At 63.8% G+C, this 13,923-nt stretch carries 15 protein-coding genes; 4 read left to right on the top strand and 11 right to left on the bottom strand.

Annotated features, from left to right (window positions below; genetic code table 11):
- Positions 1-139 precede the first annotated feature (139 nt).
- The 3 genes from AC1VON_RS26525 to AC1VON_RS26515 all read right to left on the bottom strand — a co-directional run bounded on the left by AC1VON_RS26525 (position 140) and on the right by AC1VON_RS26515 (position 5,193).
- Positions 140-673, bottom strand: coding sequence for a GNAT family N-acetyltransferase (locus tag AC1VON_RS26525; RefSeq protein ID WP_483125394.1), 534 nt, complete (start codon positions 671-673; stop codon positions 140-142).
- A 61-nt stretch (positions 674-734) separates the two neighbouring features.
- Positions 735-3,857 carry a multidrug efflux RND transporter permease subunit gene (locus AC1VON_RS26520; RefSeq protein WP_483125393.1) on the bottom strand — a complete coding sequence of 1,041 codons (3,123 nt, stop codon included), beginning with the start codon at positions 3,855-3,857 and terminating at the stop codon, positions 735-737.
- 13 nt (positions 3,858-3,870) lie between these two features.
- On the bottom strand, positions 3,871-5,193 hold the full coding sequence (locus tag AC1VON_RS26515; protein WP_483125392.1) for an efflux RND transporter periplasmic adaptor subunit: 1,323 nt from the start codon (positions 5,191-5,193) through the stop codon (positions 3,871-3,873).
- A gap of 21 nt (positions 5,194-5,214) precedes the next feature.
- On the opposite strand from AC1VON_RS26515, the gene AC1VON_RS26510 reads away from it, so the two are divergent.
- From AC1VON_RS26510 to AC1VON_RS26500, 3 genes are all read left to right on the top strand, one after another.
- Positions 5,215-5,898 carry a response regulator gene (locus AC1VON_RS26510; protein ID WP_483125391.1) on the top strand — a complete coding sequence of 228 codons (684 nt, stop codon included), beginning with the start codon at positions 5,215-5,217 and terminating at the stop codon, positions 5,896-5,898.
- Between the two features lie 4 nt (positions 5,899-5,902).
- Entirely contained in the window at positions 5,903-6,985 is a 1,083-nt protein-coding gene (locus AC1VON_RS26505) for an ATP-binding protein (protein WP_483125390.1), read from the top strand.
- 75 nt (positions 6,986-7,060) lie between these two features.
- On the top strand, positions 7,061-7,357 hold the full coding sequence (locus AC1VON_RS26500) for a hypothetical protein (RefSeq protein ID WP_483125389.1): 297 nt from the start codon (positions 7,061-7,063) through the stop codon (positions 7,355-7,357).
- 221 nt (positions 7,358-7,578) lie between these two features.
- Here AC1VON_RS26500 and AC1VON_RS26495 read toward each other — a convergent pair whose 3' ends face one another.
- The 7 genes from AC1VON_RS26495 to AC1VON_RS26465 form a co-directional block, all read right to left on the bottom strand.
- Positions 7,579-7,965, bottom strand: a complete 387-nt coding sequence (locus AC1VON_RS26495; RefSeq protein WP_172349624.1) for a response regulator — start codon at positions 7,963-7,965, stop codon at positions 7,579-7,581.
- Positions 7,966-8,106: 141 nt separating this feature from the next.
- Positions 8,107-8,499, bottom strand: a complete 393-nt coding sequence (locus tag AC1VON_RS26490) for a response regulator (RefSeq protein ID WP_172352932.1) — start codon at positions 8,497-8,499, stop codon at positions 8,107-8,109.
- A gap of 79 nt (positions 8,500-8,578) precedes the next feature.
- Positions 8,579-9,625, bottom strand: a complete 1,047-nt coding sequence (locus tag AC1VON_RS26485; protein WP_483125388.1) for a sensor histidine kinase — start codon at positions 9,623-9,625, stop codon at positions 8,579-8,581.
- A gap of 360 nt (positions 9,626-9,985) precedes the next feature.
- On the bottom strand, positions 9,986-10,288 hold the full coding sequence (locus AC1VON_RS26480; protein WP_483125387.1) for a hypothetical protein: 303 nt from the start codon (positions 10,286-10,288) through the stop codon (positions 9,986-9,988).
- Between the two features lie 418 nt (positions 10,289-10,706).
- Positions 10,707-11,186 (bottom strand): hypothetical protein, encoded by a 480-nt coding sequence (locus tag AC1VON_RS26475; RefSeq protein WP_483125386.1) that lies wholly within the window; start codon positions 11,184-11,186, stop codon positions 10,707-10,709.
- A gap of 74 nt (positions 11,187-11,260) precedes the next feature.
- Complete coding sequence (locus AC1VON_RS26470) at positions 11,261-11,725, bottom strand: Hsp20 family protein (RefSeq protein WP_172349627.1); 465 nt, start codon at positions 11,723-11,725, stop codon at positions 11,261-11,263.
- Positions 11,712-12,098, bottom strand: coding sequence for a hypothetical protein (locus AC1VON_RS26465; protein ID WP_483125385.1), 387 nt, complete (start codon positions 12,096-12,098; stop codon positions 11,712-11,714). The genes AC1VON_RS26470 and AC1VON_RS26465 overlap by 14 nt, the downstream gene beginning before the upstream one ends.
- A 44-nt stretch (positions 12,099-12,142) precedes the next feature.
- Here AC1VON_RS26465 and AC1VON_RS26460 point away from each other — a divergent pair, with 44 nt between their 5' ends.
- The gene (locus AC1VON_RS26460; RefSeq protein ID WP_483125384.1) at positions 12,143-12,673 is read left to right on the top strand and encodes a dihydrofolate reductase family protein; all 531 of its coding nucleotides are present in this window, start codon (positions 12,143-12,145) and stop codon (positions 12,671-12,673) included.
- Between the two features lie 58 nt (positions 12,674-12,731).
- Here the strand turns inward: AC1VON_RS26460 and AC1VON_RS26455 are convergent, their stop codons facing one another.
- Positions 12,732-13,733 (bottom strand): aldo/keto reductase, encoded by a 1,002-nt coding sequence (locus AC1VON_RS26455; protein WP_483125383.1) that lies wholly within the window; start codon positions 13,731-13,733, stop codon positions 12,732-12,734.
- Between the last annotated feature and the right edge of the window lie 190 nt (positions 13,734-13,923).

The raw sequence follows: 13,923 nt of genomic DNA, 5'->3' as shown, positions 1-13,923 counted from the left end.
GGGAAGGTGCTCATGACGGCTTTGCGCCGCATGTCAGTCTTTCGATCAGTTCGATCGCTATCCGGAAAGCGGACGTAACCGTGGGTGCCCTGGATTTCCGGTTCCGCTGAGGCGGCTGGCTCGATTCGATTTCGTCGGATCACATGCGCTTCTCGAAGCGGAACATCCCGCCGTCCTCCGGCAAGTCCGGTCCGGCGGAATGTTCCGGGCCCGGGTGGCGTGCGTTGTAGTACTCCACGATGCTGAAGCCACAGACGTTGATGTAGAAGTGGATGTTGCGCTTCTCGAAATACGGCGTGTGGGTCGTCCATACCTTGGTGGCGGGATAGCGGTTCTCGATCGCGGTCCACGCCTTGCGGCCGATTCCCCGGCCGATCTCGCCTGCGCGCACGAAGAAGAAGTCGAGCGAATTGTGCTGCGTCTCGATGTCGATGGACACGACGGCGCCGCCGACCCATCGCCCGTCCTCCAGGATGCGGTGCACCTCGGCGTTCGGCGCCTCGAACGAGGCGGTCACGTCTGCGTCGGATGGAACCGATCCGTCTTCGGTAGACCCGAACGCCTCGATGGCGGCGATCGCGAAGGCTTCCCCGAGATCCCAGCGGAAGCGGGGCAGATCGGCTTCTGTGGCGATGTCGAGCGTAATACGGCTTTGGTTCGGCGAGGCTGTCATCGGAAGTCTCCAGATTGAGGGAAGAAGCGGCGCTCGCGTTCGGCCGATCGAGCCCGGATACTCATGCCTTGACCGGAGCCGCGCCGGCTCCGCCTTCGGCCGGCGCCTTGCGGCCCGGCAATCGCATGACGAGGACGAAGAACACGGGCACGAAGATCACGGCAAGCACGGTGGCCGAGATCATGCCGCCGAAGAGGCCGGTGCCCAAAGCGTTCTGCGTTTCGGAACTCGGACCCTTGGCGACGACCAGGGGCACGATGCCGAGCGTGAAGGCCAGCGATGTCATGACGATGGGGCGCAGCCGCAACCGCGCCGCTTCGACGGCCGCCTCGCGCAGGCTCCGCCCCTCGTCGCGCAGCTTGCGGGCGAACTCCACGATCAGCACGGCGTTCTTGGCCGACAGGCCGATCAGCGTGATCAAGCCGACCTTGAAGAACACGTCGTTCTCGAAGCCACGCAGATGCACCGCGACGACCGCGCCCAGGATCCCGAGCGGCACGACCAGCATGACCGAGAGCGGAATGGCCCAACTCTCGTAGAGGGCGGCCAGCACCAGGAACACGACGACGACGGAGAACGCCACCAGAAGCGGCGCCTGCGCGCCCGACTGGCGTTCCTGGAAGGACTGGCCTGTCCATTCCACGGCGAAGCCGGCGGGAAGCCGCGCGGCGATCCGCTCGATCTCGTTCATCGCATTGCCGCTCGACACACCGGGCGCGGCATCTCCCGAGATGCTGAGCGAGGGGTAACCGTTGTAGCGGTTGAGCTGCAGCGGGCCGACGGACCATTGCGGCGTCACCACTTCGGACAGGGGAACCATGCCGCCCTTGTCGTTGCGCACCTGGAGCTTCAGGACGTCCTCGACCTGCATGCGGTCCCTGGCCTGCGCCTGCACGATGACCTGCTGGAGACTTCCGGCACGCGGAAAGTCGTTGACATAGGTCGAGCCCATGGTGGAAGCGAGCACATCGCTGATGACCGAGAAGGAGACCCCGAGCGCGCCGGCCTTCTGGCGGTCGATGCGCAAGTTCACGCTGGGCCCGTTGGGCAGGCCGTCCACGCGCACATTGCGCAGGAGCTTGCTTTGACCGGCGAGTGCGACCAGCGTCTCCGACGCATCCCGCAGCGCCCCCGCGTCGCGCCCGACGCGGTCGACGAGGCGAAGCGAGACGCCCGAGGTCGTGCCAAGTTCCTCGATGGCTGGCGGCTTCATGATGATGACCTCGCCTTCCGTCGCCTCCCGCATCGCCCGTTCGGCCGCCGCGATCTCCGCATCGGTGCTGCCGCTGCGCGCATCCCAGTCGCGCAACGTCGTGAACGCCATCGCCGCGTTCGAGCCGGAGCCGGAAAAGCCGAAGCCCATGATGGACAGGTTGTTGGCGATGTCGGGGCGCGTCGCGGCGTGGCGGTCGAAGCGTTCGACCAGTGCCTGGGTGCGTTCGGAGGTGGCGTCGGCAGGCAGCGTGAACGAGGCCATGAATGTCCCCTGGTCCTCGTCCGGCACGAAGGCGGTCGGCAGCGTGCCATAGCCCAGCGCCAGCGCGCCGATGAGAACGCTGTAGACCAGCATGACGCGACCGGTCCGCCTCACGAGCCAGCCGACCCATGACGTGTACCGTCCCGTCAGCCTTTCGAAGCCGCGGTTGAACCAGGCAAAGAAGCCCTTGCGCTCGTGATGAGACGGCACCGGCTTCAGGATCGTGGCGCAGAGCGCGGGCGTCAGGCTGAGGGCCAGGAACGCGGAGAACAGGATCGAGACCGCGAGCGAGACCGTGAACTGGCGGTAGATTGCGCCGACCGACCCGCCGGCGAGGCCCATGGGCAGGAACACCGCCGTCAGAACCAGCGTGATGCCGACGACCGCGCCCGTAATCTCGCGCATGGCGCGGCGGGTCGCCTCGCGCGGTGACAGGCCCTCGGTCGCCATCAGCCGTTCGACGTTTTCCACCACCACGATCGCGTCGTCGACGATGATGCCGATCGCCAGCACCATGCCGAACATCGTCAGCGCGTTGATCGAGTAGCCGATTGCCCACATCACCGCGAAGGTGCCGAGCAGCGCGATCGGCGCGACGATGGCCGGGATCAGCGTGTAGCGGATGCTCTGGAGGAAGAGGAGCATGATCAGGAACACCAGCACCATGGCCTCGGCGAGCGTCCGCACGACCTTCGAGATCGACAACTTCACGAAGGGTGCCGTGTCGTAGGAAACGGCATAGGTGACGCCCTTCGGCATCGACGGCGCGAGCTCGGCAAGGCGTGCCTTGACACCTTCCGAGGTCGAGACGGCGTTGGCGCCGGGCGCTAGCTGGATGGCCGCGGCGGTAGCCGGCTTTCCTCCGTCGAAGATCGAAAAACCCATTGTCTGTGCGCCGATCTCGACCTTGGCCACGTCGCCGAGCGTCAGCTTCGAACCGTCCGGATTGGAACGCAGGACGATGGCGGCGAACTCCTCGGGAGTCTTCAATTGTCCGTCGAGGCCGAGCGGAACGCTGATCATCTGGCCGGGAATGGTGGGCGCCTCACCGAGGCGGCCGGGCGCCACCTGCACGTTTTGGGCCTGAATGGCTTGTGTGATCTCGGCCATCGAGACCGAATAGGAAACGAGCCGGGCCGGATCGATCCAGACGCGCATGGCCGCCTCGGAGCCGAATGACTGGACGCGGCCGACGCCCGGCACGCGCTTGAGCTCCGGGGTGAGCCCGCGTACCAGATAGTCCTCCAGCGCCAGGGAATCGGCCTTGCCGCCTTCGGAGCGCAGGGAGACGATCATCAGGAATCCCGACGTGACGCCCTCCACGGAAAGGCCTGAGCGCCGGACGGGCTCGGGCAGGCGCTGCTCGACGGCCTTCAGCCTGTTCTGGACATCGATCTGGGCGAGCTCCGGATCGGTGCCGGGCTTGAAGGTGACGGTTACGCTGGCGTTGCCGGCCGAGTCGGACGACGATTCGATATAAAGGACGTTCTTCACAGCCGTCAGCTCGCGCTCGATCGGTGCGGTGATGCTGTCGTTGATCGTCTGTGGGCTGGCGCCGGTGTAGGTAGCGTTGATGCTGACGCTCGGCGGCGCGATGACGGGGAAGCGCGAGACCGGAAGCTGTGGGATCGAGACGAGACCGGCCAGCGCGATGAAGATCGCGATGACCCAGGCAAAGACCGGCCGATCAATGAAGAAATTGGGCATCGCACAGTTCTCCTCAGACGTCGTTCTTGGGCGACGCAGGCTGGTAGGGGACGAGCTCCAGCGGTTGGCCCCCTTCAGTCCGATCCTGGCCCTGCACGACCACGGTCTCGCCGGCCTTCAGGCCGGACAGGATGACGTATTGACGGTCGACCAGCGCTCCCAGCTCGACGTCGTGGCTGGTGGCGGTCTTGCCGTTCGCGATAACCGTGAGTTGGGCCCGCCCCGAAGCATCGCGGCGTACGGCCTCCTGCGGCACGGTCAAGGCATCGGGATAGATGGCGCTGGGTACCCTGGCGCGCAGATACATGCCCGGCAGCAATTGCCTGTATGGGTTGGGCACCTCCACGCGCATGGCGATGCTGCCGGTGCCGGGATCCACGGTGCTGTCGGAGTAGAGGACCTTGCCCTGGTACGCGTAGGGCTTTCCGGTGATCGTCAGAATGTCGACCGGAAGGGCGGCGGCATCCTCGCCGCGACCGCTTTCGGCTTCCTCTTCCAATTGCTCCCGACGCATCGAGGGCTGACGGACATCGAGATAGACGCTGTCGATCTGCTGGACGACGGCGAGGGCCGTCGCGGCGCCGACGGAAGCGAGGCCGCCTTCGGTGGTGAGAGCCTGACCGATGCGCCCGGCGATAGGGCTTCGGATGGTCGCATGCGACAGTTCGAGTTCGCGGCGGACCAGGTTCGCCTTGGCTTCGGCGACACTCGCACGTGCCTGTGCCAATGCAGCCTTCGCATCGCCGAGGGCCGCGGCGCTCGCGGTCCGCGCCATTGCCAGCGCCTCGACCCGTTCATGCTTGACCGTCGCATTGACGAGATCGGCCTCTGCCCGCGCCAGCACAGCGGAAGCGGCGTCGACATCGGCGGCGAAAGGCGCGGGATCGATCTGGAAGAGGGGCTGGTTCGCCGAAACCTCCGCTCCTTCGGTGAAGATCACCTTCTGCACGATGCCGTTGACTTGCGGACGTATCTCGGCTGTTCGCAGTGCCGATACGCGGCCGGGCAGTTCGTCGTAGACAACCACTCGGTGCGGCTGCACCTTCAGCACAGAAATGCGGACGGGGGCGGCGATTGCCTCCGGCTGCCTCTTGGCATCGGACGTTGGGCCTCCTGCACTATCCGTGCAGGCAGCGAGAAACAGCGCCATACTGGCGAAGGCAGCAGACGTCAGGAGTGGGCGAAGGCGCATCGTGCGGTCATCCGTGAAAGCGGTTCCGTCGCTGGGGGCGACGTCGCCTCTATCCATCCGCCGGGTTGCTGCCGTGTGGACGTTATGTTGCGATTTGATGGAGACGGGCCTGGAGCGCTCGACGCAGGCCGCGCCGGATGGCATTCCTTGTCCAAGGAGAACGCCATGACAGCCCTCGTTCTGATAGCTGAAGACGATGACGAGATCGCCGCGATCCTCGACGCCTACCTCGTGCGGGAGGGGTTTCGGACGGTGCAGGCTCGTGATGGCCGCACGGCTCTCGACCTGCACCTCGCGCTGAAGCCGGACCTCGTCCTTCTCGACGTCACGATGCCCCGGCTCGACGGATGGGAGGTCTTGGCGGAACTGCGGCGCCGGGGAAACACCCCCGCCATCATGATCACCGCGCTCGACAAGGACATCGACCGGCTGCAGGGCCTGCGCATCGGGGCGGACGACTATGTGGTCAAGCCCTTCAACCCGATCGAGGTCGTCGCCCGGGCCAAGGCCGTCCTGCGTCGCTCGGGCCTCGCGACCGCGGCGGGCATCCTGCGGGTCGCCGATCTCGCCATCGACCTCGATGCCTACCAGGCAAGCTTCGGCGCCGGCGACGAGGCGACACGGCTTGCGCTGACGCTGACCGAGTTCCGCCTCCTCGCCCACATGGCGCGCAATCCTGCCAAGGTCTTCACGAGAAGCGAGCTGGTGGACGCGTGCCTGCCGGGCTCCGACGCGCTTGACCGCACGGTGGACAGCCATGTCAGCAAGCTGCGCAGGAAGCTCGAACAGGCTGGAGCCATCGGCCTGCTGCCGGGCGTGCGCGGCATAGGCTACCGGCTGTCGGCCTGACGCGATGGGTTCGCGCACCGGATTGAGCCGGCAGATCCTCATCGCCATGTCGGCCATCACCGTAACGGCCGGGCTGCTGGTCTTCTTCGGAACCTATTTCGCCTACACGGCCATCGTCGCCCTTTATCCGATGCCGGAACAGGACGGCGGGCTTACCTCGCTCGATTTCGTGATCGTGGGCGTGCTGATCCTCGTCACCCTGCCGATCGCGGCCCTGATTTCCCTGCGTCTCGCACGCCGGATCCTCGAGCCCCTGGAGTCGCTTGCCCTGAGTGCACGGCGGATCACGGCCGGCGACCTCACCGCGCGCGCATCGGCCGGCGACCGTGCCCTCGGCGAGACAGCAGCCTTGATCGACGATTTCAACACGATGGCGCAACGCCTGCAGGACATGGCCGCCGACATGGCCCTGTGGAACGCCACGATCGCGCACGAGCTACGCACCCCGCTGACCATCCTGAAGGGACGCCTGCAGGGCATCATCGACGGCGTTTTCGAGCCGGACGAGCGCTCGCTTCAGGGGCTGATCCTGCAGGTGGACGGCTTGGCGCGGCTGGTCGAGGACCTGCGGACGGTGACGCTTGCCGACAGCGGCCATCTGGATCTGCGCATCGAGCCGATCCGCCTTGCGTGGGAAATCGAGCAGATGGCCGAGTTGATGGAACAAGACCTGCGTGCCAGCGGCTACCACCTGAAACTCGACCTGGCCGATTTGACCGTGGAGGCGGATCCGACACGCATTCGCCAGGCCCTGCTGGCTCTCGTCACCAACGCGCGTCGCTATGCGGTTCGGGGCACTATAACGATCTGCCTCGCGCAGGACGACGGCGCAATTCGGCTGGGCGTCGCCGACGACGGACCGGGGCTCTCGCCGGAGATGGCGACGCGCGTCCTTGAACCATTCATCCGGGGCGACCCGATACGCTCGCGGGAACTGGGCGGCAACGGGCTCGGCCTGTCGGTGGTGCGCGCGATCGTGGAGGCGCATGGCGGACATCTTCGCTACCGCAGCGCGCCCGGGGGCGGGGCGCTGTTCGAGATGATCTTTGCCCAGACGAAGCGTCCTCCCGCCGCACGCGATGCATAGCCGGAGCGCTGCGAGGGGCTTCGCCGCGCATTTCAAAGCATCCGCCGCCTCGAACTCGAAGCCATCGATACGGTCGTGGTCGGCTTCCTCAACCGCGATTCCGTCAAGCACGCCCGCTTCCTGGTTCGCCGGCTGAAGCGGGCGAAGGCAGCACTTCGGGTGGTCATCGTGTTCTGGTCGGAGACCGGCAACGACGAAGCGGCCGCCAGGCTGGCCCAGGACATCAGCGCGGATTTCGTCGCGCATGGCATGGTCGGCGCGGTGACGGGCGCGCTGTCGAAGGAGCCGCCGGTGGCGCTGAAGCTGGTCGCCAAACGGCGCGCGAGACGGCAAAGGGCACCGCCAAGGAAGGTGGCGGCGGTGGTGAGTTAAGGCAAAATCCAATGGCTGCGAGCGCGCTGGTTCGAGCCTGAGCCTAGCTTCGGTTACACTCGGACGAATTCACGTCCTGGCGGACTGACATGTCCGCTTTGATGCGCCAGGAATAGCTATCCCGATAGGGGCGTTTCGTTGTCGGCGATAGTGCGTCGTCGGGTTCGAGGTCGCTTCCCAAAGGGGGTGGAGCGCAGCGTGATCAAGCACAAGCGGGGGCGTCAGGTGTGATCGGGATGCTGTTGGTTCAGCAGCGTCGATAAAGCCGTGATGATCTGAGGCAGGAAGAAGGGCTTGGTGATCATGACGCTTTCCGGAACGCCCTCGGCGCCCCAGTGGATGGCACTGTCGCCACTCATGTAGATCACGGGAATTGTCGGGTTGGCGTGGCGCAGATGCCTTGCAACATCCCAGCCGGATTTGCCCGCCCCCAGGCGTATGTCGGTGACGAGGCCCTTGAACTTGCCCGGCTCGGCGTCAAAGGCCGCGATGGCTTGAACCGCATTGTGAGCCGCCACGACTTCAAAGCCGGCTTCTTCCAAGGCCGACTCGACATCAAGCAGGATGAGTTGCTCATCGTCCACGACCAGAACCGCGCCGTTGCTCATCTGGATGCTCCCTCGGCGGTCCACGCCACGGTCTCGGTAGGCTCATACTACGGCTTCGAGCCCGATTTAGTTCCATCTAATAATTCAACTGGATGTGAGGCCAGCCTTAAGTCTTTAAAGAGTGGGCCAGACGGTCCGCGCTCAAGGCTTCTGACGCGTTTCGATCGGCGACAGCATCCGGCGCATCTGTTCGACAATCGTGCCGTCGTTGTAGGGCTTGGGAAAAAAGTGACTTCCTTCAGGCAGCCGGCTCTGTTCGATAATCGACCTGCCGGAAGCGACGATCAGCTTGACCGGCGGCCATCGATTTCGGATGTGGTGGGCCAATTTGATGCCGTCCATGGTGCCGGGCATGCCAACGTCGGTGAACACCAGCACGATGTCCGTTCGTGCCTCGAGCAGCCGAATTGCCTCCTCCGCATTGCTGGCCTCGAGCGCCCCGTAACCGGCATGGACGACGAGGTCGACCGCTCCCATCCTGATGATGGCGTTGTCTTCGACGATCAGAATGAAAGCCTTGCGGTTTGCCGTGATGTCTCCGGCCTGCGCGGGACCAAGTTTCGCATTGGGCGATGGTTGCCCCGCGTCAGCGGATTTTGCTGGGGTCATCTGGCTATGCTGCCGCCGGCACGTTGTCGATGGCGTCGGCGAGGTGGGTAACCGACACGAGCGTTCCGGGATTTGCGTCGGTCACGCTGATGTCGCTTTGCAAGTTCCTGGCAAGCGCCTCGACGATGCCGGTGCCAAGCCCAGCCTTTGAGGCACTGTCGCCCATACCGATCCCGTCATCGCGAATTGACAAGGTCCAATCCTGCCCGTGCGAACGGTAGTCGACCGAGATCTTGCCGGACCGCTCCTGCGGAAACGCATGCTTCAGTGCGTTGATCACCAGTTCGGTGACTATCAGCCCCAAGCTGATCGAAATGTCCGACTTTACGACGCTGTCGTCCACGGAAACGACGATTGAAAGCCGGTCCCTGTCGGAGATCATCGACGCGCCAAGGCTTTCACTTAACTGCGTAAAATAGGTCCGAAGCGAAACGTTTTCCACGCCGGACTGGGCAAGGTGCCGCTGCACGGCCGCGATCGACATCACCCTGTTGTGGGCGTCACGCAGATGGCCGCGAGCCTCTTCTGACTGGACCCTGCGCGCGCTCTGCATCAGCACGCTGGCGATGATCTGCAAGCTGTTGGCGACCCGGTGCTGCACTTCCTGCATCAGGATCGCCTTGTCGCGAATGAGATCGTCCTTTTGCCGGGCGTCCGCGCGCGCATCGGTGACGTCGGCCACGGCCACCAGAAGGCGAATTCGATCGGGATCGCCGTCTTCGAGCACGCGCGCGTTCACGACCAACTGGCGGGTCTTCTGGCCGGCCCGCTTCAGGTCGATCTCGTAGGCCTCGATCCTGGCGCTGCCGGCGGCGGTCGCCTTGAGCAATGAGTTCAGCTTCGGCATGTTCCATTCGCCGGCGCCGATCTCCGAAAGCAATTTCCCCGATATCGTTGCGGGATCGACCTGAAAGGTCCGGCAAAACGAGGCACTGACAACAATGATCCTGAGATCATCGGTCAGGAACAGAAGCGGCTCGTTCGATGAAACGACGACTGCAAGCGTACTCGCCGCTTCTAGATGGGATGTGGATGCTGAAATGGATGCCATGAAAGTGGCCCTCAAGGGCCGAAAGCGCGCGAAGCGAGCCATCACTCGGCAGGAACGTCGACCGGAATACGTCCGGCCGAAAAACATGACACACCCTATCACATTGTGGGCCGCTGGCTATGCAATTTAACTCTGTCTCACATAGGAACGCGATATGACGACAGACGGTCAGTCCCGGAGGCCAGAAGCGGCAGACAGATTTTGACCCCGAAGCCTGCGGGCCGCAATGCGTCTCATGCCGTCATGTGAAAGCGAAACGGGCGCATGCATGTATCGCGTCGAGCGCTGCCATCAGATTGGGCGTGCCAATCGTTGAACTGGCCGCGGACGAAGCGGAATCGCTCCGCCCGTCACGCCAGATTACGTCAGCTCATAGTAGAAATCACAAATCAGGTCCGCGACCTTGACGGCCTCGAAATCCGTCATGTGTGCGGCGGTCTCGACAGCGACCGTTTCCATATCGTCTTGATCGACAGCAAGCAGATCCAGTATTTTTGCAAACTTGAACTTGAGTTCCGGGTCACCATCGAACTCGTCGATCGTAACGTCCAGAATGTTCGTATTTGCGTCGATCAGGCGCGCTTGAACACTGTCGGCAGAGGCTGCTAGCGTCCTGATCGCCGCGAAAAAGTGCTCGCGCGCGTTGGCATATTTGTCGTCCATTTTTGATACCTTTATGGGTGAAGCGCTGCGCCTTGGACGTGAGACGCGCACCGCGACTTACGCTTTTGGCATGTCCTGAGTCAACGACACAGACGCGGCCGGTCGCACGCGGATGCCCATGAGCGGCCGGACTGCAGGCGACCATTCAGACAACGCTTAACCGAATGTTCGAGCTTCAATGGACGGCAAGCGCCTCTACCAAAACCGGATTGCAAAGACTGGGGACGGTCCTGATGGAGATGCTGGACGATGATGAAGACACACAGCCGTGCATTGCAGCCCAGCACGCCGGGCACTTCAGGAAATGGGCGGCGTTTGCCGGGTCATCTTCAAAAGCAGGGCGGAAGGCCAGCCTTTGCGAACCCGCTGCGAACCGGCGCAGCGGGTTGCCATGTGCCTTTCGCCAACAAGCGCTCAGTCAGGCATAGGCCGGCTGGTGATTGGCCATCACATACGCGCCACCTTGCCCCCCACCCGGTACGCGCGGCGCGACGGCAGCCGGGCAAGGCGGCGGATCATCATCGTCGTCCCTGCCAGTAAAGCGCCGTCTGCGCGGCGATCCATTGATGCGCCGGGCGCGGCGATCGAACGCCACGGTCCACGGCATTGCCCGACGCGAAAGACCCTTGCCGGCGGGGCCGACTTGATCCAGCGCCTTCAGGCATCGCAAGATATCGTCGACGGGGACGATCTTGCCATTGTCCAGTTTGCGTAGGGTGGGGCGATTTTCGACGGCATGCGCATCAGACGCCCATGATGCGAGCAAGGCGCGCTTTTCGTCCAAGGCCATGCGTGGATGCTTGAGCACATCGCTCGGACTGTCGAGAAGACAAAAAAGACCCTCGAAACGTCCGGTGCGCCGGGTCGCCGCGCGGAATGTTTCAGTCTGCTGATTCATCTCCAATCTCCGCAATCGAGGCCTCCCGACCGAAGCCGGGAGGCGACCGCAGTGTTCGTGTTGAAAGATCGGCGTCAGGCAACCTTGCGCGGTTTTTCGACATCCTGGACGATCTGCTTGCTGACCGCTACAGCGTCGCCCGAGCCGATGTTGATGCGGCGAGGCTTCAGCTCCTCGGGGATTTCCCGCACGATCTCGACGCTGAGCAAGCCATTCTCAAGGGACGCAGCCACCACCTTCATGTGGTCGGCCAGCTTGAACACGTGTCTGAAGTTGCGCAAGGCAAGGCCCTGGTGCAGCACTTGACGCCCCTCCGTGTCGGTGGATTTCTGGCCGACAACCACAAGTTCCGGGCCATTCTGCGTCAACTCCACCTCCTCGGAACTGAAGCCGGCGATAGCCATGGCGATACGGTAGTCGTTTTCACCCGTCTTCTCGATATTGTAAGGTGGCCAGTCGGTCCTGGCGCTGTTTTCGAGCATGTCGAAAAGACGATCGAATCCGACGGTGGTTCGATAAAGCGAGTCAAAGGTTCTCATAGCCACATTCTCCTTGAAGCAACATGGGTACAAGGTGCGCCGCCCAGCGGCAGCGCCCGTCGTCGAGCCATACAGCCTCGACGGCGGACGATTTGGGCAGCGTCGAAAACAGCTTCAAGACCCCTGCGCAAAAAAATTCGAGCCTCTTGAATCCGCTGCCGGGGATCGATGTCGACGTCGCTGCCTTGCCGAGCGGCGGATCAGAGCAATCTGGCCTGGCTTGTCGCCCCGCGCGGTCGCCATGACCGTGCACCCGGGAGTGGTCGATCTTCAGGACAAGGCAACGGCCAACTGAGCTCGTCAGGCGTTCATGCACGCCAAAACCAATTGCCAAGCTCAGGCGATACAGCTTAAATCTGATTGCATAACGCAATCAGATTTCGCTCGAATACGACGCGCAAGGAAAGGGGAGTGGGCATGGCCAGGCTTGTCTTCGGAATGAACCAGTCGCTGGACGGTTACGTCGACCATACGGGATTCGCGCCGGGCCCCGCGCTGTTCCGCCACTTCGTCGAGGAGGCGGAGCGGCAGGCGGGCAGTGTGTACGGTCGCCAGATGTATGAGATCATGCGTTACTGGGACGATGATCATGCTGAATGGAACGCGGATGAACGCGCCTTCGCGGCGGCGTGGCGGCGCCAGCCGAAATGGGTCGTCTCGCGCACCTTGAAATCGGTCGGCCCTAACGCGCGGCTTGTCCAGGGTGATCTGGAGAGCGCCATACGCGCGCTCAAGGCCGAGCGCGACGGGGAGGTCGAAGTGGCCGGCCCGAACCTGGCGCGGAGCCTCACGGATCTTGGCCTGATCGACGAGTATCGGATCTACCTGCACCCCGTCGTGCTTGGTGGCGGCAAGCCCTATTTCGCCGGACCCCGGCCGCGGCTGCGCCTTGTGGCTCATGATCGGATGGGTGGGGACGTGATCAGGTTGACCTACGTCCCTGCTTGATCCCGCGACCCTTCGGACGAGACGGAATTCGGGTTTTCCGGATCAGGCTATGGTCGCCTTACCGATCCACCATCGCCATGCCGCGCTCGTTATAGCGGGGGCCGGCGATTTTCCCGGGCGCAAGCGCTTCGTCGAGTGCTGCCATTTCGGCGGCATCGAGCTTCAGCAAGGCGGCGGCGATGTTTTCTTCCAGATATTGTCTTCGCTTGGTGCCCGGGATCGGTACGATATCGATTCCGAAATCGGAGCCTTTGCCGAGCAACCAGGCCAGTGCGACCTGGCCTGATTTGGCGCCCCTGGCGGCCGCGATGGCGCGCACGGTGGCGGCCGCCTCGACATTGGCGTCGTAGTTCGCGCCCTGGTAGCGCGGGTCGTTGCGGCGGTAGTCGCCTTCGGGATAATCCTCGGCCCGCCTGACGTCGCCGGTCAGAAAGCCGCGGCCAAGCGGCGAGAACGGCACCAGGCCGATGCCGAGTTCACCGAGCAGCGGGATGATCTGCGGCTCCAGATTGCGCTCCCAGAGCGAATATTCGCTCTGCACGGCCGAGACGGGATGCACGGCATGCGCGCGGCGAATGTTGGCGCTGCCTGCCTCCGACAGGCCGAAGAAGCGAACCTTGCCCTCGTCGACCAGTTTGCCGACCGCGCCGGCGACATCCTCAATCGGCACCGCCGGGTCCACGCGGTGCTGGTAGAGCAGGTCGATATGGTCGGTGGCGAGCCGGCCGAGCGAGGCTTCCACGGCTTCCCTGATGTGGCCGGGCCGGCTGTCGACCCCAACCTGCTTGCCGCTTTCGATGCGGAAACCGAATTTGGTGGCGATGGTCACCTGATCGCGCTTGCCCTTCAGCGCCCGGCCGAGCAGTGCCTCGTTGGTGTACGGACCATAGACCTCGGCGGTATCCAGGAAGGTGCAGCCAAGCTCGATGGCCCGGTGCAGCGTGGCGATGGATTCGGCCTCGTCCGCCGGACCATAGGACTGGCTCATGCCCATGCAGCCGAGGCCGATGGCCGAGACCTGCAGCCCCTGGCTGCCGAGTTTTCGTGTGGCGAGGGTCATGGCTACGGTGCTCCGGTTGAGATTCAGCAGCACCATATAGAGCGCGCGCTCTATTCCCAAAGGCGTTTGGCGCTCTCTCAACCGACTGTGATCCAAGGCGCGAGGCACCGGGATTCTCCCGGCCACGGGCCGGACAGCCGCGCGGCGTTCAATCAGATATCGGCAAGCGGCATTCCGGCTGGAGGGCGTC

It is taken from the genome of Mesorhizobium sp. HAY1-8B, assembly GCF_056868045.1.
This window is presented reverse-complemented; position numbering and strand designations above follow the sequence as displayed.

Bases quoted from the DNA above. Each gene is read 5' to 3' on its own strand.
- AC1VON_RS26525 (WP_483125394.1), bottom strand. From the start codon at position 673: ATGACAGCCTCGCCGAACCAAAGCCGTATTACGCTCGACATCGCCACA.
- AC1VON_RS26520 (WP_483125393.1), bottom strand. From the start codon at position 3,857: ATGCCCAATTTCTTCATTGATCGGCCGGTCTTTGCCTGGGTCATCGCG.
- AC1VON_RS26515 (WP_483125392.1), bottom strand. From the start codon at position 5,193: ATGCCATCCGGCGCGGCCTGCGTCGAGCGCTCCAGGCCCGTCTCCATC.
- AC1VON_RS26510 (WP_483125391.1), top strand. From the start codon at position 5,215: ATGACAGCCCTCGTTCTGATAGCTGAAGACGATGACGAGATCGCCGCG.
- AC1VON_RS26505 (WP_483125390.1), top strand. From the start codon at position 5,903: ATGGGTTCGCGCACCGGATTGAGCCGGCAGATCCTCATCGCCATGTCG.
- AC1VON_RS26495 (WP_172349624.1), bottom strand. From the start codon at position 7,965: ATGAGCAACGGCGCGGTTCTGGTCGTGGACGATGAGCAACTCATCCTG.
- AC1VON_RS26485 (WP_483125388.1), bottom strand. From the start codon at position 9,625: ATGGCATCCATTTCAGCATCCACATCCCATCTAGAAGCGGCGAGTACG.
- AC1VON_RS26480 (WP_483125387.1), bottom strand. From the start codon at position 10,288: ATGGACGACAAATATGCCAACGCGCGCGAGCACTTTTTCGCGGCGATC.
- AC1VON_RS26475 (WP_483125386.1), bottom strand. From the start codon at position 11,186: ATGAATCAGCAGACTGAAACATTCCGCGCGGCGACCCGGCGCACCGGA.
- AC1VON_RS26470 (WP_172349627.1), bottom strand. From the start codon at position 11,725: ATGAGAACCTTTGACTCGCTTTATCGAACCACCGTCGGATTCGATCGT.
- AC1VON_RS26460 (WP_483125384.1), top strand. From the start codon at position 12,143: ATGGCCAGGCTTGTCTTCGGAATGAACCAGTCGCTGGACGGTTACGTC.
- AC1VON_RS26455 (WP_483125383.1), bottom strand. From the start codon at position 13,733: ATGACCCTCGCCACACGAAAACTCGGCAGCCAGGGGCTGCAGGTCTCG.